16 protein-coding genes and 3 tRNA genes are annotated in these 17,354 nt (G+C 45.8%); 11 read left to right on the top strand and 8 right to left on the bottom strand.

The genetic code is table 11. The annotated features are described in order from the left end of the window. Positions 1 to 300: 300 nt before the first annotated feature. Positions 301 to 1,152, bottom strand: a complete 852-nt coding sequence (pssA, locus tag OX890_RS07265; RefSeq protein WP_126491340.1) for a CDP-diacylglycerol--serine O-phosphatidyltransferase — start codon at positions 1,150 to 1,152, stop codon at positions 301 to 303. A 94-nt stretch (positions 1,153 to 1,246) separates the two neighbouring features. On the opposite strand from pssA, the gene OX890_RS07260 reads away from it, so the two are divergent. Continuing rightward, positions 1,247 to 1,714, top strand: coding sequence for a DUF4124 domain-containing protein (locus OX890_RS07260; protein ID WP_126491339.1), 468 nt, complete (start codon positions 1,247 to 1,249; stop codon positions 1,712 to 1,714). A gap of 271 nt (positions 1,715 to 1,985) precedes the next feature. Here the strand turns inward: OX890_RS07260 and clpB are convergent, their stop codons facing one another. From clpB to rluD, 3 genes are all read right to left on the bottom strand, one after another. Then, the gene (gene clpB, locus OX890_RS07255) at positions 1,986 to 4,559 is read right to left on the bottom strand and encodes an ATP-dependent chaperone ClpB (protein WP_006080593.1); all 2,574 of its coding nucleotides are present in this window, start codon (positions 4,557 to 4,559) and stop codon (positions 1,986 to 1,988) included. Positions 4,560 to 4,757: 198 nt separating this feature from the next. Further along, entirely contained in the window at positions 4,758 to 5,492 is a 735-nt protein-coding gene (gene pgeF, locus OX890_RS07250; protein ID WP_268650351.1) for a peptidoglycan editing factor PgeF, read from the bottom strand. Then, a complete protein-coding gene (gene rluD, locus OX890_RS07245; RefSeq protein WP_006080591.1) occupies positions 5,493 to 6,467 on the bottom strand; it encodes a 23S rRNA pseudouridine(1911/1915/1917) synthase RluD in 975 nt (324 codons plus the stop codon). Between the two features lie 122 nt (positions 6,468 to 6,589). Here rluD and OX890_RS07240 point away from each other — a divergent pair, with 122 nt between their 5' ends. The 6 genes from OX890_RS07240 (at position 6,590) to hmpA (ending at position 11,217) form a co-directional block, all read left to right on the top strand. Further along, positions 6,590 to 7,351 carry an outer membrane protein assembly factor BamD gene (locus OX890_RS07240; protein WP_006085778.1) on the top strand — a complete coding sequence of 254 codons (762 nt, stop codon included), beginning with the start codon at positions 6,590 to 6,592 and terminating at the stop codon, positions 7,349 to 7,351. A gap of 229 nt (positions 7,352 to 7,580) precedes the next feature. Then, positions 7,581 to 7,656 (top strand) — tRNA-Phe (locus OX890_RS07235). Positions 7,657 to 7,710: 54 nt separating this feature from the next. Continuing rightward, a tRNA-Leu gene (locus tag OX890_RS07230) sits at positions 7,711 to 7,797 on the top strand. Between the two features lie 86 nt (positions 7,798 to 7,883). Further along, positions 7,884 to 7,970, top strand: a tRNA-Leu gene (locus tag OX890_RS07225). A gap of 166 nt (positions 7,971 to 8,136) precedes the next feature. Beyond that, complete coding sequence (locus OX890_RS07220) at positions 8,137 to 9,762, top strand: methyl-accepting chemotaxis protein (protein WP_268650350.1); 1,626 nt, start codon at positions 8,137 to 8,139, stop codon at positions 9,760 to 9,762. A 261-nt stretch (positions 9,763 to 10,023) separates the two neighbouring features. Next, entirely contained in the window at positions 10,024 to 11,217 is a 1,194-nt protein-coding gene (gene hmpA, locus OX890_RS07215; RefSeq protein WP_268650349.1) for an NO-inducible flavohemoprotein, read from the top strand. 165 nt (positions 11,218 to 11,382) lie between these two features. Here hmpA and OX890_RS07210 read toward each other — a convergent pair whose 3' ends face one another. Then, a complete protein-coding gene (locus tag OX890_RS07210; RefSeq protein WP_268650348.1) occupies positions 11,383 to 12,090 on the bottom strand; it encodes a pseudouridine synthase in 708 nt (235 codons plus the stop codon). Between the two features lie 161 nt (positions 12,091 to 12,251). On the opposite strand from OX890_RS07210, the gene OX890_RS07205 reads away from it, so the two are divergent. Beyond that, complete coding sequence (locus tag OX890_RS07205) at positions 12,252 to 13,178, top strand: tetratricopeptide repeat protein (protein ID WP_310473062.1); 927 nt, start codon at positions 12,252 to 12,254, stop codon at positions 13,176 to 13,178. A 105-nt stretch (positions 13,179 to 13,283) separates the two neighbouring features. Here OX890_RS07205 and OX890_RS07200 read toward each other — a convergent pair whose 3' ends face one another. Next, a complete protein-coding gene (locus OX890_RS07200) occupies positions 13,284 to 13,907 on the bottom strand; it encodes a helix-turn-helix transcriptional regulator (protein ID WP_268650346.1) in 624 nt (207 codons plus the stop codon). Positions 13,908 to 14,054: 147 nt separating this feature from the next. On the opposite strand from OX890_RS07200, the gene OX890_RS07195 reads away from it, so the two are divergent. Together OX890_RS07195 and OX890_RS07190 are read left to right on the top strand one after the other, a co-directional pair. Continuing rightward, complete coding sequence (locus OX890_RS07195) at positions 14,055 to 14,669, top strand: NADPH-dependent FMN reductase (RefSeq protein ID WP_006085784.1); 615 nt, start codon at positions 14,055 to 14,057, stop codon at positions 14,667 to 14,669. 56 nt (positions 14,670 to 14,725) lie between these two features. Then, positions 14,726 to 15,142 (top strand): VOC family protein, encoded by a 417-nt coding sequence (locus tag OX890_RS07190; RefSeq protein ID WP_006080581.1) that lies wholly within the window; start codon positions 14,726 to 14,728, stop codon positions 15,140 to 15,142. Positions 15,143 to 15,248: 106 nt separating this feature from the next. Here OX890_RS07190 and OX890_RS07185 read toward each other — a convergent pair whose 3' ends face one another. Beyond that, complete coding sequence (locus OX890_RS07185; RefSeq protein ID WP_006080579.1) at positions 15,249 to 15,587, bottom strand: DUF1971 domain-containing protein; 339 nt, start codon at positions 15,585 to 15,587, stop codon at positions 15,249 to 15,251. 302 nt (positions 15,588 to 15,889) lie between these two features. Between OX890_RS07185 and OX890_RS07180 the strand changes: the two genes are divergently transcribed. Beyond that, positions 15,890 to 16,360: a YcxB family protein gene (locus OX890_RS07180; RefSeq protein WP_259520644.1), complete on the top strand. Its 471-nt coding sequence runs from the start codon at positions 15,890 to 15,892 to the stop codon at positions 16,358 to 16,360. Between the two features lie 72 nt (positions 16,361 to 16,432). Here OX890_RS07180 and OX890_RS07175 read toward each other — a convergent pair whose 3' ends face one another. Beyond that, positions 16,433 to 16,996, bottom strand: a complete 564-nt coding sequence (locus OX890_RS07175) for an acetate uptake transporter (RefSeq protein WP_006085788.1) — start codon at positions 16,994 to 16,996, stop codon at positions 16,433 to 16,435. Positions 16,997 to 17,354 lie beyond the last annotated feature (358 nt).

Raw genomic sequence — 17,354 nt, 5'->3', positions numbered from 1 at the left:
TATAGGGAGCAGGATATTTTGTGCAAGGGCTTTTTTAACAATCTGCGCCAAGCGAATGAATAACCACCAAACTGCAGAAATATACTGCAATATTGAGCAATATCGCTGTTTGGGTTGATAAGTCTGGCAGAAGAAATCACCTATTGCAGAGGTTTTAATAGATTGAATGGGCATAAACAGAAGTTGATAGCTATTTTTCGCTATATCTATCAGCAAACCTCTAAAAACGTTATGCCTAGTGTGATGCCTTACTCTTGTTTGCACCTAGCTAATGATAAGCAATGATCAAAAGCACGAGCCCTAAGGTTTATGCTCTTCTTGTTTCTCTTTCTCGAGATCTGTAACGACTTGAGTTTGTGCAGCGGCTTGGGCCGAGGGAACCGTCTCGACACTCGCCGCGACATCATCTCCTACAACGTGAGCGACTTTGAGCTTTCTCACGGTTCGAATCGTAATGATCGGGCCTGAAATCGCATATAAGTAGAAGCCGACACATAAAATCAATGCAGGTTGCACCGACACCACCACAAACACACCGACGACCAGTAAGATCACGATGAAGTTAACCTTGCCGCGCCAATCAATTTCTTTAAAGGAGTGATAGCGGAAATTGCTGACCATCAGTAAACCGGTTGCTGCCGTAACAAGGGCCGCAATCCAACTGATATTTCTTCCATCGAGACTGTATTGATTACCAAGCCAAATACTGCCAGCAATAACAGCGGCGGCAGCCGGGCTGGCGAGACCTTGAAAGTAACGCTTATCAGCGACGCCAACTTGCGTATTAAATCGAGCAAGCCTGAGTGCTGCACCTGCGCAATAGATAAATGCGGCCAGCCAACCAATTTTACCTAAGTCCGCTAATGCCCAATTGTAGGCGAGTAGTGCTGGCGCCATTCCGAAGGACACCATATCGGCCATACTGTCGTACTCAGCACCAAAATCACTTTGGGTATTAGTCAGTCTTGCCACTCGGCCGTCGAGCCCATCACAAATCATGGCAATAAAAATGGCTATCGCTGCGGCTTCAAAGTTAGCATTCATGGAAGCAATTACGGCATAAAAGCCAGAAAACAAACCCGCTGTGGTAAAAAGGTTCGGTAATAAATAGATACCTTTATTCTTTACTGTTTGATTTGAAGAATTTTGCATACACTTATTACGCTAGTTCAGTGAAGAGAAGTTAGCTTTCAAGATAACATATTTTATTATCATGTCGATGAGAGACCAGTTAGGGATGATTTCGATGTTAAAAGTGAACACGTTCAGCACTATGCTATGCCGCTGGTTTTGGCTCGGCCTTTTCATTGGCCCCGTTTCTGCGGGCGTTATCTATACTTGGGTCGACGAAAATGGGGTGACGCATTACAGCCAACAAGCCCCGCAACAAGAAAACATCAAAGCAGAAAAACTCTACAGTGAAGATTTAGAACAGGCGAAAGTGGGTTTTATCGCACCGGTAAAGAAAGCGGAAGCGACTTCTGAAACCAATGAATTAGAAAAGTCAGCTGCGCTGATTAAAGAGAAAGATGCTAAACAGGCTCAATCCATTTGTGAGAGTGCAAAACACAATTTAGATATTCTCACGACGCACACTAAGCTTATCCGCCAAACTTCCGATTCGGGTGAATCTGTCGCTATGACAGAGGAAGACCGCCAAGCCTCGATTGCCCAGCAGCAGGAAAGAATCAAACTCTTCTGTGATAAGAAGTAGCCAAATTTACTATGCCACTACATTAACGAACAATGATTAACGCTGATGCAATAGAAAAGGAGCCGAGTTAAAAACTCGGCTCCTTTCGTTTTAGTGCTTGAAGCGGTAGCGATACTGACTAAGAAAGCGCTATCTCTTATTGCAAGATAGTTTATTTCAAGCTCGTTCATTCAAGAACGCTTATTTCAGTTCGCCTATTTCAATCTATCCAACTTCAAGCTTGCGATTAACGTATCGCACTCAAACAACACACTAAGTGACTAGCTACTGGTTATTGCTCGAACACTAACTCGCCACCCGCACAGCTGACCTTGATCGGTTTACCCGGTAACAAGTCGCCACGCAGTAATTTCTGCGCCAGCGGGTTTTCGACTTCTTGCTGCAATGCCCGTTTCAACGGTCTTGCGCCATACACAGGATCGAAACCAATTTCCGCAATCAATGATAATGCGTCGTCGGTGATCTCCAATGTATAGTCCTTTTCAGCTAAACGTTGGCGTAAGGAAGCAATCTGTATCGAAGCAATACGCTTGATATTGGCAGCATCCAATGGATGGAACACCACAGATTCATCGATACGGTTTAAAAACTCGGGCCTGAAACTGTGAGTAACCACATTCATTACCGCCGCTTTCATCTCTGCATAGGTCACTTGACCAAATCCTTCTTGGATAATGTCGGAGCCTAAGTTCGAGGTCATGATGATCACTGTATTTCTAAAATCTACAGTACGACCTTGGCCATCGGTTAAGCGTCCATCATCAAGCACTTGCAGTAAGATGTTAAACACATCGGGATGCGCTTTCTCGACTTCGTCGAGCAATATCACCGAATACGGTTTACGACGAACGGCTTCCGTTAAGTAACCGCCCTCTTCATAACCCACGTATCCAGGAGGTGCACCCACTAAACGCGATACTGAGTGTTTCTCCATAAACTCAGACATATCAATGCGCACTAAGGCCGATTCGGTATCGAATAAGAACCTCGCCAGTGATTTACACAGCTCAGTTTTACCCACACCCGTTGGGCCTAAAAACAGGAACGAGCCAATCGGGCGATTTGGATCCGCCAGACCCGCGCGGCTACGACGAATCGCATTCGCGACCGCATCGACGGCTTCGTTTTGGCCTATCACCCGCTCGTGCAGCGCCACTTCCATTTGCAGTAATTTTTCGCGCTCGCCTTCAAGCATTTTCGATACGGGTATTCCCGTCGCTTTCGACAAGACTTCGGCGATTTCGAACTCAGTGACCTTGTTACGCAATAACGTCATGTCCTGCATTTCGGCTTGCGATGCCAAATCGAGCTGTTTTTCAAGCTCAGGAATACGACCGTATTGCAACTCAGACATCCGAGTTAAATCACCCGCACGACGCGCCACTTCTAAGTCCATTCGAGCCTGTTCGAGATCGGCTTTAATATGCTGAGTTCCCGCTAATGCGGCTTTTTCAGTACGCCAGATTTCGTTCAACTCTGAAGCTTTAGCTTCAACGTCACGTAATTCCTCTTGCAGATGGTCAAGCCTGCGACGACTCGCCTCATCATTTTCTTTGGCTAACGCTTGCTCCTCCAGTTTGAGCTGGATAGCACGTCGTTCAAGCCGGTCGAGTGACTCAGGTTTTGAGTCCATCTGCATGCGGATACTCGATGCCGCTTCGTCGATCAAATCGATCGCTTTATCGGGCAACTTACGGTCCGACACATAACGGTGCGACATAGTCGCCGCCGCCACAATCGCCGGATCGGTAATTTCCACATGGTGATGCAGCTCGTAACGTTCTTTCAGGCCACGCAAAATGGCGATGGTGTCTTCAACGCTTGGCTCATCCACCAGCACTTTTTGGAAACGACGTTCAAGCGCCGCATCTTTTTCAATGTACTGACGATACTCATCAAGTGTGGTCGCACCCACGCAGTGTAAGTCACCACGCGCTAACGCAGGTTTGAGCATGTTACCTGCATCCATTGCGCCTTCACCTTTACCGGCGCCGACCATAGTATGCAGCTCGTCGATGAAGAGGATCACTTGACCTTCTTCCTGCGCCAACTCATTCAATACCGCTTTTAAGCGTTCTTCGAACTCACCGCGATATTTAGCGCCAGCAATCAATGAGCCCATGTCGAGGGATAAGACGCGCTTATTTTTAATCCCCTCGGGGACTTCACCATTAACGATACGCTGGGCAAGTCCTTCAACAATTGCAGTTTTACCCACACCCGGTTCACCGATAAGGACGGGGTTGTTTTTACTGCGACGTTGTAATACTTGGATCGTGCGGCGAATTTCATCGTCACGGCCGATCACAGGATCTAACTTGCCTTGTTCGGCTCGCTCGGTCAGATCGATAGTAAATTTCTTCAACGCTTGGCGTTGATCTTCAGCGTTCGGATCATCCACTTTTTGGCCACCGCGCATTTGTTCAATGGTTTGCTCCATCAACTCTTTGGTCGCGCCGGCTTTTTTCAACGCTTGCGCGAGGGCATCGCCCCCTTCTAACGCAGCTAATACAAATAACTCGCTAGAGATATATTTGTCTTTACGCTTTTGCGCCAATTTATCGCACAGATTTAATAAACGTATTAAACCTTGGGATAATTGCACATCGCCGCCGGTACCTTCGACTTGAGGTAAGCGTTCCAGCTCTTGACTCAAAAGCGAGCGCAGCGCACTCACGCGAATGCCAGCTTGGGTCAATAAGGGATGGATTGAACCTGAATCTTGGTTCAACAATGCCATCATCAAATGCAGCGGTTCAATAAACTGATGATCACGCCCGAGTGCGAGAGACTGGGCATCTGAGATGGCAAGCTGAAATTTATTGGTCATACGATCGAGTCGCATACAGCCTCCTAAAACTCACATAGTAGAGATATGCCAATCCACAAGATATCTTGCCAATTTAGTGGCGTTAAATCAGTACCGCTAATGAAGAGATCTTAATAGGATTGGTATTACATTTCGTTAGTTAAAAGATGGGGGCTATTTAGCCAAATTCAAGCGGATAACACGGAAATAAATATAAATTGTAGGGGAATTAACTTAAGACTTAAGCCAGATCAACGATGCCATGCGCCCCGTCACCTTATCGCGACGATAAGAGAAGTAATCAGTGTCACTGACAGTGCAGATATCGGCGCTATAAATATGCTTGATGCCGAGTAAACTCAAGCGTAATTTAGCCAAGCCAATAATATCGGCCAGATACTTGTCACCACTGGGAATAAAACACGCAGCCGCCTGTAGATGTAAGCCACAGAATGCGTGCTTCACTTCGACGCCCACTTCAAATTTTTGCGGACCAATGGCCGGGCCGAGGTAGGCAATCAACTCATCCATAGGAGAACTAAACTGCGCCGCGGTGGCCTCAATCACGCCATCACATAAACCGCGCCAACCGGCATGGGCCGCTGCCACTTCCGTTCCCGCTTGATTACACAGCAATACAGGTAAACAATCGGCGGTCATTACAGCGCAAACTTGGCTCGCAGTTCGGCTATAACTGGCATCGGCAATCGGCGTATCCGCTGCCTGAGCTAAGCTCAGCATATCTAAATTGAGCACATGGGTACCATGGACTTGCTCAAGCCAGACAGGAGCGGCAGTTAACGCTAATTGTTTGCAGAGTAATTCACGATTAGCCATCACCTGCTGTTCAGCATCATCGACATGCAGTCCAAGATTCAAACTGTCATAGGGATGCAAGCTCACACCGCCATGACGATTTGTCATAGCGATGCCAACATTAGCAGGAACAGGCCAATCGTGATCAAACACTTAGAGATACTCGATCGGATGCTCTACCGTGTCTTGACGCAGTGCTTTAGTCAAAATCACCATGTCTTCAGGAATTGGCGCTTGCCAGCTCATGATTTCACAACTCACTGGGTGAGCTAATTCTAGACGAACTGCGTGCAGCGCTTGGCGCTTGAAGTTTTTCAGGATATCGAAAAACTCTGGGCTCGCCGCTTTAGGCGGTTTTGGACGACCACCATACACAGGATCGCCCACTAACACGTGGCCTATGTATTCCATGTGCACACGAATCTGGTGAGTACGGCCAGATTCTAGACGTAATCTCAAACGCGTGTGGTTACGGAATTTTTCCGCGACACGGTAATGCGTCACCGCAGGTTTACCTGAGTGCAGCACGGCCATGTGAGTACGTTTAGTAAGATGGCGACCAATCGGCTCATCCACAGTACCGCCACCAGTCATAGTTCCCATAACAATCGCTTCGTATTCACGAGTGATTTCACGGGCCTGCAAAGCGGCAACTAAATGCGTTTGCGCTTCAACGGTTTTGGCAACGACCATCAAACCTGTTGTATCTTTGTCCAGACGATGCACAATACCCGCACGTGGCACATGCTCAATATCAGGACAATGGTGCAATAGTGCATTCATCAAAGTGCCATCGGCATTGCCAGCACCAGGGTGAACCACCAATCCAGCTTGCTTGTTGATCACGATAATGTCGTCATCTTCATAGACGATATCCAGATCAATGGCCTGCGCCGCGGCATGGACTTCTTCTTCGAGAGTGGCGTCTATGAGTATCTGTTGCAGCTCATAAACTTTCTCGCGGGGCTTATTAACGACAACGCCGTCAACATGAACTGCATCAGATAGGATCCATTCCTTGATGCGCGTGCGCGAGTAATCTGGGAACAACTCTGCTAGGGCCTGATCTAATCTCAGTCCAGTTTGTGTTGCCGAAATCTCGCTTTTTAGATTAATCTCTTGTGTCATAGGAACCGTATCCCCATTTAGGGGTCAAAAAATGTGTGCTATCTGTTACAATCGGATGTTTTCTATTTTATAGTGAAATGGAAAAATTCTTAACTACAACTTAAAAAGAATTGAATTCAAGTATGTATAAATTTTCCAAAGGCGTTACCTTAGTCCTATTTTCACTAGCGTTATCAGCCTGTAGCAGCAGCCCTGATGATAACGATATTGCCGCCAAAACGTCACCTGATGTGCTTTACACTCAGGCAAGAACCTCTATGGAACTTGGCAATTACTCTAAAGCTGTCCGTTCTTTGGAGGCGTTAGACTCACGCTTCCCCTTCGGACCTCACAAAACTCAAGTCCAGTTAGACCTGATTTATGCTTACTACAAAATGGACGATGTCGCTTCGGGGATTGCGAACATAGACAGATTTATCCGTCTTAATCCTACCCACCCTGATATTGACTATGTGTTCTATATGCGCGGTTTAGTGAACATGCAAGCCGACAACTATTTGTTCCACGATATGCTAAATATCGACCGAACCGATCGTGACCCTAAAAATGCTCAAGATGCTTTCAAAGATTTTGATCGTCTTATCAAAACTTACCCTAACAGCAAATATGCCGCCGATGCGCAAAAACGCATGTTAGCGTTGAAGAATCGCTTAGCAAGATATTCAATCCAAGTTGCCGAATATTATCTCAAGATGAATGCATGGAGCGCCGCAGCAATCCGAGCACAATCTGTAATGGAAACATATCCTGGCACCCCTTCAAATGAACGGGCATTAGAGATAATGATAGAAGCTTATGGCGAATTAGGTCAGAGCAAGCTGAAGCAAAACGTGCTCATGGTAATGCAAGCTAACTATCCAAACAATGAAATCTTATCAAACTAGCCGAGAATGCCCCTTTAATAGGGGCATTTTTTTGCTTTGTTACCCAAGTTAACCCATCACTGGATATTGCTAAGTCCCCAGCGTGGATAGTGGTTTGACTATTTTTAGCTCGCCACTTGCAGCGTAAATGACACTTTCGTGTAAATCTTATCCAACCGAGTCACTTTTTACGTTATTTAGTAAAAATCTATTGACTCAAAACCCGAAAAGCCTTTAAATTGCGCCCGTCGCCCGAATAGCTCAGTCGGTAGAGCAGAGGATTGAAAATCCTCGTGTCCCTGGTTCGATTCCGGGTTCGGGCACCATCTTTAAATTGGTTGCTACAGCGACTAATGTTAGAGAACTGCAATAGGTACAGTGCAGGTGTGGTGGAATTGGTAGACACGCCAGCTTCAGGTGCTGGTGCTCGCAAGGGCGTGGAGGTTCAAGTCCTCTCACCTGTACCAAATTGCAGTTCAACGAATGAAACGAAGCATTAAGATTGTTTCTTCGGTTTTGAGATTACTCATTCGATGAAATTTCGGATAGCCATGCAGATGTGGTGGAATTGGTAGACACGCCAGCTTCAGGTGCTGGTGCTCGCAAGGGCGTGGAGGTTCAAGTCCTCTCATCTGTACCAACATTTAAACCTCGCTTAGCGAGGTTTTTTTGTATCTGAAACAAAATAAATCCTCTGTTACTCTCCCCTCTTTCCGCTGATTTGCTATACCTAATGTTACAGACTCATCATAGGGATAGCTCGAGCTCTGCCTAAAGGACTCTTTAGTTCACTGAGGCTATCCCATATGAACGGTCTACAAATAAAACAAAAAATGTTTATCGGTATTTTGGTCCCCCTTGCAATGTTACTGACGATTGGTTTTCTCGCCATTAATATGATGGGCAACATTGAGTCGGGTGTTGAACGCATCTATAACGACAGAGTGGTGCCGCTGGATGATTTAAAAGTGATTGCCGATAAGTATGCGGTCGATGTTATCGATGCGGTCAATAAGGCGAACGCGGGTGGTTTCACCGCCTCGCAAGCGGCTGAAGCGCTAGACAGTGCCAAATCGACTATTACTCAACATTGGCAAAAATACCTATCTACCGAGCTTACCTCAGAAGAATCCCGACTCGTAAAACAAGCCGAAGTGCTGTTCTCCCCCGCGAATCAACAGATTGATACCCTGATCTCGCGCTTAAGAGGATTAAACGGTGATGTTTCAAGCCAACTCTCAGCCAATATCCTGCCGCTGTACCAAGCAATTGATCCTATCAGTAACCAAATATCTGAACTGATTGCACTGCAAATCCGCGTGGCGGGCGAAGAAAAAGATCGTGTAAATGCCATTTACCAATCATCAATCACTATTTTTGTGGCATTAGCCTGTGCCGCCATGATCATCAGTATTGTGATTGGACTCTGGGTCAATCGCAGCGTGATGAATCCCATTAATGACATCCTCGGTAAATTGAAGATGATCCATCAAGACTCAGATCTCACCGTCAGATTCACCACCTTTAATCACGATGAGTTAGGACAAATATCCACGAGCCTCACCCAAGTAATTGAACACTTGCGGGGCATTCTTCATTCCATTGCCGAGGCGGCAACTACGGTCAACAGTTCGGCAAATGAGTTAAGTAGCTTCACCCAAGCCACCAATAAACGGATGCAACAGCAACAAGCCGAAACGGAGCAGACTGCAACGGCCATGAATGAGATGACGGCCACCGTTGCCGAAGTCGCCCAAAGCGCATCTGCCGCAGCGGATTCAGCCAAAGATGCCGATACCTATGCCGCCAACGGCAATAATATTGTGCTGCAATCGATTAGCAGTATGTCGCAGCTTTCTGATCAAATTCAAAAAACGGCGCAGGTCATTGGATTTTTATCTAATGAAAGCCAAAATATCGGCCGCGTACTCGATGTGATTAAGAGCATTGCCGAACAAACTAATCTACTCGCACTCAATGCCGCCATTGAAGCCGCACGGGCGGGAGAGCAAGGTCGCGGTTTTGCGGTCGTGGCCGATGAAGTGCGAACTCTAGCGCAACGCACTCAAAAATCGACTCAAGAAATTGAGGCCATGATTGCTACCCTACAACAAGGAGTTAAAGAAGCCGTCAGCGCCATGGAAATCGGTATCAATCAAGTAGATGATGCCAACGATAAAGCCAATCAGGCGGGTCAAGCGCTGAAAGAAATTGTCACCTCAGTAGACAGCATCACCGAGCTGAATACCCACATTGCGACCGCAGCTGAAGAGCAAAGTAGCGTTGCTGAGAGTATTAATCGCAGCATTATTGCCATCAGCGATATCGCAGAGCATTCCACAGCTTCGGCGGCGGAATTAAGTGAATCTGTGATTAATTTGACTAAGCTCGCCAGCAGCATGCGCAATCAAGTGAGCGCATTTAAGCTTTAATTTAACTCAATCAACCACCAAACGACTGCAACCATTTTTGCTGTTGCAGTCAAACTCCCCTCTATTTACATCATCAGTAACCCATTGAAATAGAATATCTGTTTCATTATTTCTCGATTTAATTTCTCCTTCAATTGAACACTTCAAATGATCTCAGCCTCGTTATCGATAGCACAGATAGCGATAATCTCTATTGATCTAAATCAAATAGATCTTTAAAATCATAAAACATTCATAATATTTACACGTTAAGGATTTTCTATGTTGGACAGCCGTACTATCCAAGTTATCAAGAGCACCATTCCCTTACTCGAATCAGCAGGCCCTGCGCTGACGACCCATTTTTATCAACGCATGTTCAAACATAATCCTGAACTAAAAGATGTATTTAATTTGGCGCACCAACATTCTGGTGGTCAGCCTGTAGCCCTGTTCAATGCCGTCGCAGCCTATGCGAAGAATATCGAAAACTTAGCGGTACTGAGTTCAACGGTCGAACGCATTGCCCAAAAACATACGGGGTTTTTGATCAAACCTGAGCAATATGCGATCGTCGGCGGCCATTTATTGGCAACGCTTAAAGAATTAGGGGGCGATGCGGTAACAGAAGAAGTGTTAGAAGCTTGGGCACAGGCCTATGGATTTTTAGCCAACATTTTTATTCAGCGAGAAGCACAGATTTATCAAGCGCATGCAGAACAAGATGGTGGCTGGTTGGGTGAGCGTCAGTTTATTATTAGTGCGAAAAATACCGAGTCAGCAGTCATCACCTCCTTCATATTGACGCCCGCAGATGGCAAGCCAGTTAAAGATTTTATTCCCGGTCAGTATTTAAGTTTGAAGCTAACACACCCGAATTTGGCATATGAAGAAATCCGCCAATATTCCTTATCCGATGCGCCTAATGGCACCAGCTACCGCATCAGTGTGAAACGCGAACTCGGCGGCCAAGTGTCGAACCTGCTGCATGATGCGATACACGTCGGCGACAAAATCGCGGTAATGCCACCCGCGGGAGACTTTACCCTAGAAGTCGCAGCGGACACGCCGGTAGTACTTATTTCAGCTGGTGTAGGCCAAACACCGATGAAAAGTATGCTCAATCAATTACTCAAGCTGCAACATCCAAGTACTATCACTTGGCTGCATGCCTGTGAGCAAGGCGCCGTACACGGGTTTAAACAGGCGATTCACACCAAGCGCCAACAACATCATAATCTGACGAGTCATGTTTGGTATCGTGAGCCAGCCCCAACCGATACGTTAGGTGAAGATTATGATTTCGAAGGGCAAATGGAGTTAAGTAAAGTCGCCGAGTTGCTGCTTCCACACGCACGTTATTATTTCTGCGGCCCCCTTGGATTCATGTCAGCCATCAAGCAACAACTACTCGCTCTGGGTGTCGCGGCAGAAAACATGCACTATGAAGTGTTCGGCCCCCACGCCGATCTTTAATGGCATGGCACGGACTTGAGGGCATTCACGCTCAGGTCCGTTTGACTGCTTAGCTTTTGCACTTAGCTTTTGTACTTAGCTTTTATGCTTAGCTTTCATTGTTAGCATGGCAAACAATAACGATAAGAACGATGAATGCTTGATGTGCTTTTCTGTTCATCATTTTTAACGGATAGAGGCCACTTCAGCAGCAGTGAGTGCGCGACTTTCACCCGGAGCGAGTTTTTCATCGAGCACAATATCGCCTATCGACAATCGATGCAGGCCAACAACCGGATTGCGGAATCGACCAAACATCCGCTTGATTTGATGATACTTACCTTCATGTAACGTCACTTCAGCCACGTTATCAGCGAGGATAACCAGTTTAGCGGGTTGGGTTGTAATATCTTCAAAGCCAAAATACATCCCTTCGGCAAATGCAGCGATGTATTCTTCGGTTATAGGATTAGCCAAGGTAACCCGATACACTTTGTCGACCTTGTGTGTGGGTGACATCAGCGCATCAGACCAGCGGCTGTCATTGGTCAATAACAACAAACCCGAAGAGTTTAAATCTAATCTGCCGGCGATATGCAACTCATCACGGGCTTTGCAATCAAGCAAATCAATCACTGTTTTATGCTGAGTGTCTTTGGTAGCACTCACCACTCCAATCGGCTTGTGGAGCATCACATAGACGGGCACATTAGCCTGCAGTATTTGCTCATCGAGTTGGATGTGGGAAAACTCATCCACTTGCCTATCCATATCTTTCACTATCAATCCATCGACGCACACTCGGCCCGATAATAGCAGTTCACGCACCGCTTTACGGTGAGTGTGTAACTGGGTACAAAGATAACGATCGAGTCGGCCGCGCTTAGATTGCATAACACCACAAATGACGAAATATGAATGGGATAGCTATTCTAGCAGGATGCAAGTTCGGCTCATAGCAAGCCAATGCTGCGAATCTTCACAAAGGCAATTCAGGGCTAAATTGGATCGGACGAGGTAAAATTTGTTAAGCTAGGCGCTCAATTCATCTTACTGTGAGTGGTTACCGCATCAAAAACTTATCCGCAAGTCCCGTTTTAATACATTCAAACCTGCTATTTTTAGCCTTGCTTTTAGTGACGCTTGCGAGCTCTTTTTTCGCCCAAGCGAGCGAGACAGTTAATCACCCAGAAGCGGCTCGCACTTCTGCTATCCATGATAAACCGCTGATCGAGCGTTACGTCCTCGATGAACTTAAATCCCTTAGACACGATCAACAGGATCTCGAGCGTCGCCTCACCATAGACATCACCGACCGGGAACTCGCCGTTGCCGATAAGTCGATGAATTACGCCAATGTCACTGTGACTTACTTCTTCTACATCATCGCGGGTGTCGCCTCGTTAGTCGCCTTTATCGGCTGGCAATCCCTGCGGGAAATCAAAACGCACACCGCCAAACTGGCTGCTAACCAGCTGCAAAGTATTGCCGAACAATACGAAGAAAAGTTCAAAGTACTTGAGCAAGAACTCAAGCGTAAGAGCCGTACTATCACGGACAATAATCGCGAGATTGAGATTATCAATGAAATCCATAACCTCTGGCTACGGGCGCAAAGTGCGCAAACGCCAGAGCAAAAGATTGAAGTCTATGATGAGATCCTCACGATTCGACCTGGGGATTTAGAAGCGCTGACCTACAAGGCCGACGCCGCAATGGAAATGCGCGAATTTAACTGGGCACAAAGCCTGTGTAATCGCGTTCTGGAAGTTGATCCAACAAACGCTCACGCTTTTTATCAAAGAGCCTGCGCCTTTGCGTGTTTAGGGGTTGAAGATAGAGCGATTTCTGATTTAGAGCGCGCCATTCATAACAGTGCATCCTTCAAGGAACTGGCCTTAGATGAGGCGGATTTCTCACAACTTAAAGGACATGCTCGTTTCGAAACGTTATTGGCCTATCACGAACCTGAAAAGCTCTAAGCTACTAAGTTCTAAGCTGCGCACTAACGCTTGATATATAGCGTTGGCGCTCAGTGGCGTTTTATCCTAAAGATAAAGCGCCATAATTGAGCGGCTTAAGTCCCACTAGTGATGAATAGCCTCAATCTTATATGCACAGCGGCGTGCACCTTCGATGATATGTTCTTCGCGACTCACCACCGCGATATCGGCGAATAATTGCTGGAAAAGTTGTAACTCTGAGCGGCAAAAGTTTAAACACTTAGTCGCTGCGGCGCAGATAGGACAATGATTTTCGAGTAGAAAATACACTCCATCGATGTGTTCCATCGTTGCCATATAACCTTCATTCGAGCGTAACTTCGCAAGGATGTCCAAACGTGTCGGAATATCTGTCGCCCCTTCCATAGCGGCACGATATTGGACTAACGCACTTTGCTCCCTGTAATCGATAAGCTTATCTAAGCCTTGGTCGCCAAAGATCATTTTCACCGAATCAATTAGCTGTACCGTCAATTCCTCATGGCGATCGGCAAAATGACTGCGGCTCTGTTCCGTCAATCTCCAGTAACGCGTTGGGCGACCACGACCTTCAACTCTATCTTCGATGTCCACATCGCCTGCGTCTTCCAAAGCTTGAAGATGTTGACGTACGCCCATAGTCGTTAACGCCAATTCCTCCGCTAAGGTTTTAGCGGTAAGTGGGCCATGTAACTTGAGCAATTGAATAATCTTATCAGTGGTTTTCATCTGAACTCTCCGATGGTAGCCAGCGCATTATCTCCGATCCAGTACCGCTTTAATAGATTAAATAAACTTTTTTATTTACTTTATCCTTTACAAGATTAAATAAAGTAATTACCTTATAAATAATTTATAAACAAATAGGTTTACTTAATGAAGTTACTCATCATCAGCACCAGCCAAAGACCCGACTCCCAAAGTGCTAAAGTCGGTCGCTACATTGCCGAAAGCAGTTTCTCATCTCCCCATGCTATGGGTTACACCAGCATACATCACTTAGAGTTATGCCAATTTAACCTGCCATTTTGGGATGGAGAGGAAGACAACAAGGGGGAGCACTGGCCCGAAATAGAACAAAGCGTCGATGAAGCCGATGCGCTGGTGCTTATCACCCCAGAATGGGGCGGCATGGCATCGCCACTACTGAAGAACTTTTTATTGATGTGTACTCGCGAAGAAACCGCCCATAAACCGGCACTGTTAATTTCTGTTTCAAGCGGAATTGGCGGTACTTATCCCATCGTTGAAGTGAAGATGAATGCACTCAAAAACAATAAATTAGTGCCCATTCCCGATCACTTGATCATCCGCAATGTTAGCAATGTACTCAATGCCGTTCCCGAAGGTGCTCGAGATATCGCACTCAGGGAAAGAGTACAGTACAGCTTGTATATGCTGCATCAATACGCCCAAGCATTAGCGCCCATTCGTCAACAACATGCCGGACAAGCGTACCCAAAGCAGCAGGAATACTGTTACGGTATGTAAGCGGCTTGAGATTTTAACCACCAGCAACAGACTAAAATCATTACAAGGAACGCATTATGATTCATTTAGAGCATATCAACTTAGTCGTAGACGACATCCCCGCAGCACTGCGCTTTTATCAAGCGGCTTTTCCCCACTGGCGTGTTCGTGGTGGCGATAAAGGCACTTGGTACGGCAAACCTCGCAATTGGATTCATTTTGGCGATGATTATCAATACATTGCTTTTAGTGACAATGGTGAGGGAGAAAACCGAGATTTAACGGGTCATCAAATTGGACTGGCACATTTTGCCTTTGTCACCGACAACTTAGATGCTGTGATAGCAAGATTGACCCAAGCAGGCTTCCCGATTGCCAAAGATGGCATGGAAGATCCCTATCGGCGTAATATTTACTTCTTTGACGCCCATGGTTTTGAAGTGGAATTTGTCGAATATTTAACTGATATTCCAGCAGAGCGAAATCGCTATTAGCGTAAGTCGTTATTAAATAAAGTGGCCAACTGCAGCCGCGAACCGTGCAAATTGGACTGAGTGTTAGTTGCTAGATGCTAGATGCTAGATGCTAGATGCTAAGCATCTATTCACTTCGCTCTGATTGCTGCTGTGCCGCTATGGCGGAATCTTTATGGGCATAAAAGTGGAGTCTGAACTGGGTATCTTCAGTCAGTAGCTCCACTTTGTGCCAATACTCGGGATGAGAAATGGCCGTTTCACCGGCGCGAATGATGATCTCTTTATCTAACTCGCCTCTGCTGCCCGTAAAGCCATAGAACTTTAAGCTACCCGTTAGCACTTGGAGCTGCCCATACACGCCAGCCTTAGTATTGTGCATGTGTAACAACATTTTAGGGACGTTGTCACGGCTGAAAACCGGCGTTGATTTGTAATTAACAAAATCTTTAGGGACTAAGGCCATTATGCTTTCGCACTCCTTGAGGAACTCATGGGATCGAATAACGCTGACGACAAGACTAATATAGCCGTTGCAGCATTTCTGTCCAACTCCCAGTATCGAGGATATCCTTCCAACATTGGCATAGGACGCGACGCCGCACTTACCCATACTCACGCGAGCGATCTTAGCGCTTTATACGTAGCGACTTAATACACGAGCAACTTTATGCATTAGTGGCTTTATGAATTAGTGACTTTAGTTACTTTTATCACTGTAATCGCTACACTAGCCCGCATTAAGCTGCACCTAAAGTAGATGACATTATGCCGACGCCCTATTCTTACTCAACGACCTATATTTTAGATAAAGCCCATTTCGATGAGTGCTATACCCAATCTGTCGTGCCTGATCCCACGCTCAAACCTTACTACAAAGCCATAGGGTTGGGCCTGATAGGTATCGCGCTGATCTTCGCCGACATTAGCCTGTATTTAGCTTACTTCTTCGTTGGACTCGGCGTTATCGAGGCGCTCAATGTGAAGTATCACAAGGCATGGTGGTTGATGCGTCAAATGATGAGTAAAGCGGCCAGCAATGAGGTCACGCTCACCATTGATGAGCAAGGGATCCACACTCAATCTATGTCAGTGACCAGCCAAATTTTATGGACCGACATTTACCGGATTAAAGAAACTGAAAAAGGTTTCTTGATCACCCACAAGGCAGGCACGAGTTATGTATCCTCGCGTAGCTTAGATGAGGCGGCTGCGGCCTATATTAAAACTAAAATCTAGTCCCGCTAAAAAACACCCATAAAAAAGGCTGATCTGCATCAGCCTTTTTCACTACTATCCATCGCTGAATCGTTACTTTTTCAATTCACCAACCGGTAAAATCGTGCGGCCATACTCATTATTGAGCACCTGCGCCATCGCAAAATAAATCGCACTCGCACCACAGATGATCCCTTCAAAGCCAGCAATAGTGCCAATCAAGGCGCTGCCCGTGAAATCACGCGCCGCTAATAGGAAAAATAAGACAGTCAAAGAAGCAAACACAAATTGCTTAGCTCGTGGATAACGTAAAGAACCCACAAACATAAATGCGGTGAATATGCCCCAAAGCGTTAAATACCAGCCCATAAAATACGTTGGACTCGCCGCAATGCCCGCATTAGGCATTAGGATTAATCCCACTAATGTTAACCAAAACAACCCGTAAGAGGTAAATGCCGTCGTACCGAAAGTATCGCCGCGCATAAAACACATAATACCCACAATCACTTGACCAATGCCGCCGTAAAAAATCCCCATGGCTAAGATCATAGAATCAATAGGGAAATATCCCGCGTTATGAATGTTTAACAAAATCGTTGTCATACCAAAGCCCATTAAACCTAATGGCGCTGGATTAGCCAGTTTTGTAGACACAGAGTTCCCCTAGAGAAAAATCAATAATTCAATAAAAATCAACGGCATTAACCGTCAACCTTATGTTCTCGCACCTGCGAGAGCCGCGCATTCTAGAGGATAGCTACAACCTTGGCAACGAAATCATTAAAAATGAATAAATAGCAATAAATACAAAATAAAAACATACACTTAAAATTAAACATACTGAAAATAAACCAAGTCCTAATTTTGATTAAAAATTAATTCTTTTCAATTCAATATTCTAGGAAGAAAGCCGACTACAACCTGCGTCATATCGCATTTTATGCGACTTTTTATAACTGCCGCATAGTTTAGTATTAAGCGTCCTTAAAACCTTAATCAAAATTAGGGCTAA

Source organism: Shewanella sp. DAU305, from assembly GCF_026802235.1.
Classification (GTDB): domain Bacteria; phylum Pseudomonadota; class Gammaproteobacteria; order Enterobacterales; family Shewanellaceae; genus Shewanella; species Shewanella baltica.
This window is presented reverse-complemented; position numbering and strand designations above follow the sequence as displayed.